The sequence below is a fragment of the Streptomyces sp. NPDC101225 genome (assembly GCF_044767585.1).
Lineage (GTDB): Bacteria > Actinomycetota > Actinomycetes > Streptomycetales > Streptomycetaceae > Streptomyces.
In genome coordinates this window covers 339,596-348,965 of the sequence record NZ_JBIWOE010000001.1, presented here as the reverse complement: position 1 = coordinate 348,965, position 9,370 = coordinate 339,596, and the positions used below count along the sequence as shown (strand labels likewise).

At 75.2% G+C, this 9,370-nt stretch carries 9 protein-coding genes; 5 read left to right on the top strand and 4 right to left on the bottom strand.

Going from position 1 to position 9,370, the window contains the following annotated elements; all coding sequences use genetic code 11:
* Positions 1–160 precede the first annotated feature (160 nt).
* Positions 161–532 (bottom strand): ferredoxin, encoded by a 372-nt coding sequence (locus ACIRPX_RS01640; protein ID WP_404187260.1) that lies wholly within the window; start codon positions 530–532, stop codon positions 161–163.
* A 111-nt stretch (positions 533–643) separates the two neighbouring features.
* Here ACIRPX_RS01640 and ACIRPX_RS01635 point away from each other — a divergent pair, with 111 nt between their 5' ends.
* Positions 644–961, top strand: coding sequence for a DUF6479 family protein (locus ACIRPX_RS01635; RefSeq protein ID WP_404187259.1), 318 nt, complete (start codon positions 644–646; stop codon positions 959–961).
* A 139-nt stretch (positions 962–1,100) separates the two neighbouring features.
* Here ACIRPX_RS01635 and ACIRPX_RS01630 read toward each other — a convergent pair whose 3' ends face one another.
* From ACIRPX_RS01630 to ACIRPX_RS01620, 3 genes are all read right to left on the bottom strand, one after another.
* On the bottom strand, positions 1,101–1,433 hold the full coding sequence (locus ACIRPX_RS01630; RefSeq protein WP_404187258.1) for a cupin domain-containing protein: 333 nt from the start codon (positions 1,431–1,433) through the stop codon (positions 1,101–1,103).
* A 100-nt stretch (positions 1,434–1,533) separates the two neighbouring features.
* Positions 1,534–4,221, bottom strand: coding sequence for a pyruvate, phosphate dikinase (gene ppdK, locus ACIRPX_RS01625; RefSeq protein WP_404187257.1), 2,688 nt, complete (start codon positions 4,219–4,221; stop codon positions 1,534–1,536).
* Between the two features lie 9 nt (positions 4,222–4,230).
* Positions 4,231–5,136, bottom strand: coding sequence for a universal stress protein (locus ACIRPX_RS01620; protein WP_404187256.1), 906 nt, complete (start codon positions 5,134–5,136; stop codon positions 4,231–4,233).
* A 165-nt stretch (positions 5,137–5,301) separates the two neighbouring features.
* On the opposite strand from ACIRPX_RS01620, the gene ACIRPX_RS01615 reads away from it, so the two are divergent.
* The 4 genes from ACIRPX_RS01615 (at position 5,302) to ACIRPX_RS01600 (ending at position 9,262) form a co-directional block, all read left to right on the top strand.
* The gene (locus tag ACIRPX_RS01615) at positions 5,302–6,132 is read left to right on the top strand and encodes a universal stress protein (protein ID WP_404187255.1); all 831 of its coding nucleotides are present in this window, start codon (positions 5,302–5,304) and stop codon (positions 6,130–6,132) included.
* Positions 6,133–6,209: 77 nt separating this feature from the next.
* A complete protein-coding gene (locus tag ACIRPX_RS01610; RefSeq protein ID WP_404187254.1) occupies positions 6,210–6,713 on the top strand; it encodes a hydrogenase maturation protease in 504 nt (167 codons plus the stop codon).
* Positions 6,710–8,998, top strand: coding sequence for a carbamoyltransferase HypF (gene hypF, locus ACIRPX_RS01605; protein ID WP_404187253.1), 2,289 nt, complete (start codon positions 6,710–6,712; stop codon positions 8,996–8,998). The genes ACIRPX_RS01610 and hypF overlap by 4 nt, the downstream gene beginning before the upstream one ends.
* A gap of 6 nt (positions 8,999–9,004) precedes the next feature.
* Entirely contained in the window at positions 9,005–9,262 is a 258-nt protein-coding gene (locus ACIRPX_RS01600; protein WP_404187252.1) for a HypC/HybG/HupF family hydrogenase formation chaperone, read from the top strand.
* Positions 9,263–9,370 lie beyond the last annotated feature (108 nt).

The window sequence follows — 9,370 nt, the reverse complement described above, 5'->3', positions numbered from 1 at the left end:
TCGGGCGACGGCGCGAGCCGGAGTCACGGGCGACGGCGCGAGCCGGAGTCACGGGCGACGGCGCGAGCCGGAGTCACGGGCGACGGCGCGAGCCGGAGTCACGGGCGACGGCGCGAGCCGGTCCGCGCCGGTGTGCCGGGGGGAGGGCGCCGCAGGGGCGTCAGTTCAGCGTGGCGAGGAATTCCGTGCACGCCCGCGCGCAGTCCCGGGCGGCCCGCGCGCCGTCCTGTGCCCCGCAGTGCCGGTCGAAGGCGTGCGCGCACTCCAGGCACACCGTGCGGCACCACTCGACCTGCACGCGGATGCCGGACTCGTCGAGCCGGTTCTGCTCGGACAGCACCCGGCATGTCGCGTCGCACACCTCCGCGCACATGATGCCCTTGCGCCGTACGAGTTCCTGCTCCTCCGTTCCGTCCGTGTCCACCAGGCTCGCGCGCAGTGCGCACGCGCGGGCGCACTCGGTGCAGGCCTGGGCGCAGGCGAAGCGGTCCTCCAGGAACTGGAAGAGTTCCTGCTGGGTCGTCGAAGTCACACCGGGCGGGTTGCCGCAGACCCTGCCGTCAAACACGGGTTCTCGCGCCGTGCGGACCGCCCTCCCCCAGGCGGGCCGGTTCGCTCCGGGGGCGGGGGGTACTCGGCTGCCATGAACAGCGCAACCATGGACATCGCCGCCGGCAGTGCCGCCGCCATGGGGCTCGTCGCGGCAGGTGTGGTGATCGTGGTCCTGCTGATCGGCGCCGTCGTCCTGGGCGCCCGCACAAGGCGCCGCGAACCCGCCCCGCCCCGGCCCGAAGAGCAGCCGCGGCTGCCGGACGAGGGCCCGGTCCGCGAGGTGCCGGAGCACCGCGAACCGGACGAGGTGCCCCGCAGCGGCCGGCGTCCGACCCCGCACGAGCTGCCGCACTTCGGCAACACGCCGACCCGGACCAGTTCGGCCACCGACCGGCGCCGCTGGGGCTGAGGCGGCCGCTCGTCGGGCAGCGGCGGTCCGGGCGCGCCGGAGCGGCGCGGAGACCGAGGACCCGGCCGGCGTGCGCATATCCGTACGCCGGCCGGGTCCCGGCGTCCGGCCGCCCCCGAGGACGCTGAGGCGGGCGCGGTCAGCCGGTCCTGCCGACCGTCAGCAGAACGGCGGAGTCCTCCAGGGCGTCCAGGCTGTGGCGCGCGGGTGGGACCAGGAGCAGGTCCCCGGTCCTGCCCTCCCACACGTCGCCGCCGCTGCGCAGGCGTACGCGGCCGCGCAGCACGTGCACCGTCGCCTCGCCGGGGCTGTCGTGTTCGGCCAGCTCGGTGCCGGCGCACAGGGTGATCAGGGTCTGGCGCAGGACGTGTTCGTGACCGCCGTAGACGGTCTCGGCGCTGCGGCCGGTGGAGGACGCGGCGGCCCGTTCGAGGTGTTCGCGGATGCGGGCGTCGAGCGAGAGCTTCTGCATGGTTGCAGTGTGCCGTCTCCAGGTCGGCGCCGGACGTGTTCCGGGCGCCGCGGGAGGGGTGCGGCGCCCGGAACGGCCCGGTGGCGGTGGCCTCACACGCTCACCTCGTGTCGCTGGTGCCGGTGGTCTCGGTCAGCGCCGCGCGGCCCGCCTCCAGCCGGGCGGCCGGGATACGGAACGGCGAGCAGGACACGTAGTCCAGTCCCACCCGGTGGAAGAAGTGGATGGAGTCGGGGTCTCCCCCGTGCTCCCCGCACACGCCCGTCTCCAGCCGGGGCTTGACCGCACGGCCCGCCTGGACACCGATCTCCACCAGCCGGCCGACGCCCTCCTGGTCGATCGTCTCGAACGGCGACACCGGGAAGACGCCCTTGTCCAGGTAGAGCGGGAAGAAAGACGCCTCGGCGTCGTCGCGCGACAGCCCCCAGGTGGTCTGGGTGAGGTCGTTGGTGCCGAAGGAGAAGAAGTCGGCCTCCTCGGCGATACGGCCCGCGGTGAGCGCGGCCCGCGGCAGCTCGATCATCGTCCCGATCGGGCAGTCCAGGGCCCGGCCGGCCTCGGTCTCCACCTCTCCGAGCACGAGTTCCGCCTCGGCTCGGGCCAGCCGCAGCTCCTCGACCGTGCCGACGAGCGGAATCATGATCTCGGCCCGTGGTGCGCCGCCGTCGCGCAGCCGCTGGGCGACGGCCTCGCCGACCGCCCGGACCTGCATGGCCATCAGGCCCGGCACGGCCAGGCCCAGCCGGACGCCGCGCAGGCCCAGCATCGGGTTCTGCTCGTGCATCCGCTCGACGGCGGCGAGCAGTTCACGCTCGTGCGGGTCCGGGTGCGCGGTGCCCGCGAGACGGACGGCGAGTTCCGTACGGTCGGGCAGGAACTCGTGCAGCGGCGGGTCGATCAGCCGGATCGTCACCGGCAGCCCGTCCATCGCCTGCAGGATGGCGGTGAAGTCGGCCCGCTGCAGCGGCAGCAGGGCGTCCAGGGCCCGCTCGCGTGCCACGTCGTCGCGGGCCAGGATCATCGCCTCGACCAGCGACCTGCGCTCACCGAGGAACATGTGCTCGGTACGGCACAGGCCGATCCCTTGCGCGCCCAGTGCGCGGGCCCGCACGGCGTCCTCGGGTGTGTCGGCGTTGGCCCGCACCTCCAGGCGGCGTACGGAGTCGGCGTGCCCGAGGGCGCCGAGGACCGCGTCGGTGAGCGTGTCCGTGGCGGTGCCGGTCTCCAGGGCGCGTCCGACGTCGGAGGCGGTGAGCGGAAGGGCTCCGAGGTGCACGGTGCCCGCCGTGCCGTCGACGGAGACGACGTCGCCCTCGCGGACCACGGTCCCGGACGGTGCGGTGAACCGCCGCGCGGCCGTGTCCACGGCCAGTTCCTCGGCACCGCACACGCACACCTTGCCCATGCCGCGGGCGACCACCGCGGCGTGGCTGGTCTTGCCGCCCCGGCTGGTGAGGACCGCCTGGGCGGCGATCATGCCGGGCAGGTCGTCGGGGGTGGTCTCCCTGCGGACCAGGACCACCCGCTCGCCGGCCGCCGCACGGCGTACGGCCTCGGCGGAGTCGAAGACGACGGCGCCGACCGCCGCGCCCGGTGAGGCGGGCACGCCGTGGGCGAGCGGCCGGTCGGTGCTCCGCGCGTCGAAGCGGGGGAACATCAGCCGGGTCAGTGCGGCGCCGTCGACGCGGATCAGGGCCTCGTCGGCGGTGATCGTCCCTTCCTCGCGCAGGTCGTGGGCGATCCGGAAGGCGGCCTCGGCGGTGCGCTTGCCGACCCGGGTCTGCAGGACCCACAGCTTGCCCCGCTCGACGGTGAACTCGACGTCGCACAGGTCGCGGTAGTGGTTCTCCAGGGTGCGCAGGTGGTCGCCGAGTTCGGCGTAGGCGCGGGGGTCGAGCGTCCGCAGCTCGCTGAGCGGCAGGGCGTCGCGCACACCGGCGACGACGTCCTCGCCCTGGGCGTCGGGCAGGTAGTCCCCGTAGACGCCCTGCTCCCCGGTGGCGGGGTCGCGGGTGAAGGCGACGCCGGTGCCGGAGTCGGTGCCGAGGTTGCCGAAGACCATCGCCTGGATGTTGACGGCGGTGCCGAGGTCCTCGGGGATGTGCTCGCGGTGGCGGTAGACGTGGGCGCGTTCGGTGTTCCAGGAGTCGAAGACCGCCCGGATGGCGCGGGCGAGCTGGTCGGCCGGCTCCTGCGGGAAGTCCGCGCCGGTCTCCTGGCGGATGATCGCCTTGAACTCCTCGGTGAGCTGGACGAGTTCGGCGGTGTCGAGGAGGTGGTCGTCGGCGACCGCGCGCCGGGCCTTGTGCGCGGCGATGGCCTGCTCGAACAGGTCGCCGTCCACGCCCAGCACGGTGTGCCCGAACATCTGGATGAGCCGGCGGTAGGAGTCCCAGGCGAACCGCTCCTGCCCGGACGCCTTGGCCAGCCCGGTGACGGACTCGTCGTTGAGGCCGATGTCGAGGATCGTGTCCATCATGCCGGGCATCGAGAAGCGGGCGCCCGAACGCACGGACACCAGCAGCGGATCGTCGGGGGCACCCAGGGTGCGGCCCATCGCCCGCTCCAGGCCGGCGAGCGCCTGCGCCGCCTCGACGGCGAGTTCGGGCGGCTCCTGGCCGGTGTTCAGATAGACCTTGCAGGCCTCGGTGGTGACGGTGAATCCGGGCGGGACGGGCAGCCCGATCCTGGTCATCTCGGCGAGCCCGGCGCCCTTGCCGCCGAGCAGGGCGGCCATGTCCCGGCCGCCCTCGGCGAAGGCGTAGACGTACTTCGTCGGCTTGGTCATGATGCCCTCTCAGGCGTGGGGCACGACGGCCACGGGGCAGCCGGCGTGCTGGATGGCGGCATGGGTGACGGGTCCGGTGCGCGGGCCCGCGGGACGTTCGGTGGCGCGGCGGCCGACGACGAGCAGGCTCGCCCCGGAGGCGGCCCGCACCAGCACGGACTGGGGGCGGCCCTCGGTCACGGTCTCGGCGACCTCGACGCCGGGGTACTTGTCGCGCCACACCTGCAGGACGGCGGTCAGATAGCCGAGCCACTCCCGGGCCCGGTCCGGGGCGGCCAGCAGGCCGAGGTCGCCGGGCCCGAGGCCGACCGGGGAGGGCTGCTGCCAGGCGTGCACGACCTTCAGGCGGGTGCCCCGCATACGGGCCTCCTCGAAGGCGAACTCGATCACCTCGTCGCACGGGTCCCCGACGTCGACGCCGAGGACGACGTCCCGGTAGCCGGTGTCGGTGGCTCCGCGGCCCTCCCGGTCCGGAAGGTGCTCGTCGGCGGCCTCCTCGCCGGCCCGGACCAGGACGAGGGGCCCGGTGGCGCGAGCCACCACGCCCAGCGCGACCGAGCCGACCAGGAAGCCGGTGAAGCCGCTCAGGCCGCGCGAGCCCAGCACGAGCAGGTCGGCCCCCTCGCCGGCCTTGAGCAGGGCGGCGGTGGCCGGGCCCTCGACCTGGACGTCGGGGTCGAGCCGGACCCCGGGGCAGGTGCGGCGGACGCGGTCCTCCGCCGCGCGCAGGGACCGCCGCGCGAGATGGCGCTGGGCGGCCGTGGCCCCTTCGCCGTCGTCCTGGCGGGGATGCCAGTTCCAGGCGTGGAACAGCTGCAGGGGCCGGTCACGGCGTAAGGCCTCACGGGCGGCCCACTGTGCGGCTGCCAGACTCTCGGCCGATCCGTCGACACCGGCGATGACGGGCGGAAGCATGATGCGCACCTCCAGCGCTCGGTCTGCTCCTCGCCACCAGCGTCGTTCCGCGGCCTGCCGGCAGCCATGGGCCGCCAGGTCTTCGGCCTGGACCGTTCGGCCCCTGCTCGCCGGCGGGACGCGGGGAAGAGTGTTCAGGACACCTGGCCCGAAAGGCGGCGCACCATGCAACGAGAGATCATCGTCGGCGTCGACCGGTCGGCACGCAGCCGTGCCGCCGCCGACTGGGGCGCCAGGGAGGCGCTGCTGCGGGGACTGCCGCTGCGGGTGGTGCACGTGGTGCCGCCGGCCTCCCTGGATCCCGTGGAGCAGTGGCCGTACCACCCGGAGGCGGTGGCCGACCATGTGGTGGCCGAACTCACCGGACGGCACGGGGCGTTGCGGGCCCGGGCCGAGAGCGAGATCGGCACGCCCGGCCCCGTGCTGCGCGCCGTGGGCCGGGACGCCGAACTGCTCGTGCTCGGCCTGCGCGGCGAGGGCGGCCGGGCCGGAACCGCCGTGGGCTCGACCGCGGCCGCCGTGGCGGCGCGGTCGGCCGGGCCGGTGGTCCTGGTGCCGGGCGCGACTCCCGGGGAGGCTCCTCCGTGGCGGTCCGCCGGCGTGGCCGTCGGCGTAGACGTCCGCGACCCGTCGGCCGCCGCGCTCGACTTCGCCTTCGAAGCGGCCCGGCTGCGCGGTGCCCGCCTGCACGCGGTGCACGCCTGGACGCTGCCCGACCGTGCCGCGGCCCCTCCCCTGCCGATCCTGGAGGAGGACCGCGCCACCTGGGAGGACAACGAGGTGCAGCTGCTGTCCGACGCGCTGCGGCCCTGGCGCAGGAAGCATCCGGACGTCGACGTGCTGGAGGACGTCCTGCTGTTCACCCCGTCGGAGGCCCTCGCCCATGCCTCGGAGGGAGCCGAGCTCGTGGTGGTGGGACGGCACTCCGGCGCGAGTGCCACGCTGCCCGACGCGCTGGGGCGCTTCCGCTGCCCCGTGGCCGTCGTGCCCTCCTGACCCGGGAGACTCGGCCCCGGCGGGTGGGGTCGTTCGGCCCATGTGGGCCTGGGCGGTTCCGGCGCACCGTGAGGACCATGGGGACACCTACACGGATCGCCGTCATCGGCGTCGGCAACGAGTTCCGGCGCGACGACGGAGTGGGCTGGGCCGTGCTCGCCCGGCTGCGCGAGCGCGCCGCGCGAGCGCCGCTGCCGCCGGGCAGCGTGCACGCCACCTGCGACGGCGATCCGGGACGGCTGATCGGGCTGTGGGAGGACGCGGACCTCGCGGTGGTCGTGGACGCGGCCCACGCGCACCCGGGCACGCCCGGCCGGGTGCACCGCCTGGAGCTCGACGGCGGTCTGCTGGCGCAGTCGTCGACCACCAGCTCGCACGGCCTCGGACTCGGCGAGGCCGTCGAACTCGCCCGCGCGCTCGGCAGGTTGCCCCGCCGCCTCGTCGTCTACGCCGTGGAGGGCGCCGACAGCTCGCTGGGCACCGGTCTCTCCCCGGCCGTGGCGGCGGCCGTCGAACCGCTCGCGCGGGCCGTCGAGCGGGAGATCGCCCGGCACCGGCCGGCCGCCGGGAGGCCGGCATGACCGTGCGGCGCTTTTGTGTGGAGGGGATCGTCCAGGGCGTCGGTTTCCGGCCCTTCGTGTACCGCACGGCGTCCACGCTGGGCCTGGACGGCTGGGTGGCCAACGTCAACGGGCACGTGGAGGGCGAGGTCGCCGGACCGCCGCACGCGATCGACGAGTTCGCCGTCCGGCTGCGCGCCGACGCGCCGGCCCTCGCCCGGGTGCGCCGGGTCCGGCTGACCGGCGAGGCGGCACAGCCGGCGTACGGGCCGGGGTTCCAGGTGCGGCACAGCGCGCCCGCGGGGGCGGACACGGCGCCGCGCGAGATACCGCCCGACGCCGCGATCTGCGGGGCCTGCCTGGCCGAACTGCGCGATCCGCGCGACCGCCGCCACCGCTACCCCTTCATCAACTGCACGGACTGCGGGCCGCGCGCCACGATCATCGAGGACCTGCCCTACGACCGGATCCGCACCACCATGCGCCGCTTCCCGCTGTGCGCGCGGTGCGCGGCCGAGTACGCCGATCCGGCGGACCGTCGCTTCCACGCCGAACCCGTCGCCTGCCCCGTCTGCGGTCCGCGGGTGGCCTGGGAGGACCTGCGGGGCGAGGAGGCGCTTCGGGCGGCGGTCGAGACCGTCGCCGCGGGCGGGATCGTCGCGCTGAAAGGCATCGGCGGCTATCAGCTGGTGTGCGACGCGGGTGATCCGGCCGCCGTCTCGGAGCTGCGGCGGCGCAAGCGCCGGCCCACGAAGCCGTTCGCCGTCATGGTCCGCGACCTGCCGGCGGCCGCCCGGCTGGCCCGGGTCGGTTCCGGCGAGGAACAAGCACTCGCCTCCCTGGAACGTCCGGTGGTGCTGCTCGCACGGCGCCGCCCGAGCGGCGCCGACCCGCTCGCCCAGGAGATCCACCCGGGCCTGACGAGCGTCGGCCTCTTCCTGCCGACCACCGGTCTGCACCACCTTCTCCTCGACGACCTGGCCCGTCCCCTGGTGGTCACCAGCGGCAACCTCGCCGACGAACCCATCGCCGTGGACGACGCCGACGCCCGGCGCGCGCTGGCCACCGTCGCCGACGGCTTCCTCACCCACGACCGGCCCGTCCGGTCCCGCTACGACGACTCCGTGGTGCAGTTCACCGGACGGACGCGGATCACGGTCCGGCGGGCCCGCGGACTGGCCCCCGCCGCGCTGCCGCTGGCGACGGGCGCGCCCGTCGCCGGGGTCGGCGCCCAGCTCAAGCACACGTTCACGCTGGCCGCCGACGGCCGCGCCCACCTCGGACCGCACCTCGGCGACCTGGGCGACGCCACGGCCCACGACGCGTTCCTGGCCTCGTACGCCCACCTCAAGCGGCTCACCGGCATCGAACCGATGGCCCTCGCCCACGACCTGCACCCCGGCTACCTGTCCACGCGGTGGGCGAAGGCGCAGTCGCTGCGTCTGGTCCCGGTGCAGCACCATCACGCGCACGTGGCGGCCTGCGCCGCCGAGCACGGGGTGCACGGGCCGTTCCTCGGCGTGGCCTACGACGGGCTGGGGCTGGGTGACGACGGCACCCTGTGGGGCGGCGAGATCCTCGTCGCCGACCTGAGCGGCTACCGCCGCGTGGGCAGGTTCGCGACCGCGCCCCTGCCCGGCGGCGACGCGGCGGTACGCCATCCCTCGCGTACCGCTCTGGGCCAGCTGTACGGCGCCGAGACGCTGGGCACCCCGCACCCGTATCCGTGGCTCACCCGGCCCTTCACCGACCGGCTCGATCCGGCCGAGGTCGCCGGCGTGCGCGCCATGGTCGCGCGCGACGTCAACTGCCCGCGCGCGTCGAGCGCCGGCCGGCTCTTCGACACCGTCGCCGCGCTGCTGGGCCTGTGCGACCGGGCGGGTTACGAGGGTGAGGCGGCCGTCCTGCTGGAAGCCGCGGCCGGTACGGAGCGGGCCGCACCGCTGCAGCAGCGGGTGGTGCGGGAGCGGGGCCTGTGGGTCTACGACTCCACCACGACGCTGGCCGATCTGCTGCGCCGGCGGCTGGACGGGGAGCCGGTGCCCCGGCTGGCGGCCGCCTTCCATCTGACGCTCGGGATCGTGACCGCGGAACTCGTGGGCCGGGCGGTGGCCGAGGGCGCGCCGCGCACGGTGTGTCTCGGTGGGGGCTGCTTCGTCAACCGGCGGCTGCTGACGGAGGTGAAGCGGCGGCTGCGCGCGCAGGGGCTGCGGGTGCTGGTCGGCGGCCAGGTGCCGGTCGGGGACGGCGGCGTCAGTTTCGGACAGGCGGCGGTGGCCGGCGCACGGCTGGCCGGGAAGGGGTGAGCGCGCATGTGTCTGGGCATCCCGGGGCGGGTCGTGGAGGTGTACGACGACGCGGGGCTGCGGATGGGGACGGTGGACTTCGGCGGGGTACGGCGCGAGGTGTGTCTGGGATGCACTCCCGAGGCGGGTGTGGGCTCCTACGTGATCGTGCACGTGGGCTTCGCGATCACCGAGGTGGACGAGGCGGAGGCGCACAGGACCCTGTCGGTTCTGCGGGCGATGGCCGGGGCGGTGGAGGGCGAACTGGGCGAGCCACTGCCGTAGCGCGCCGCGCGGCGTCACGTCCCCGAGCGCTCGTCGGGACGGCTGGGGTCCGGTCGGCTTGGTCACTGGGCCGGTCGGCCCCTGCCGTCCCCGATCGGCTCGGCCGGA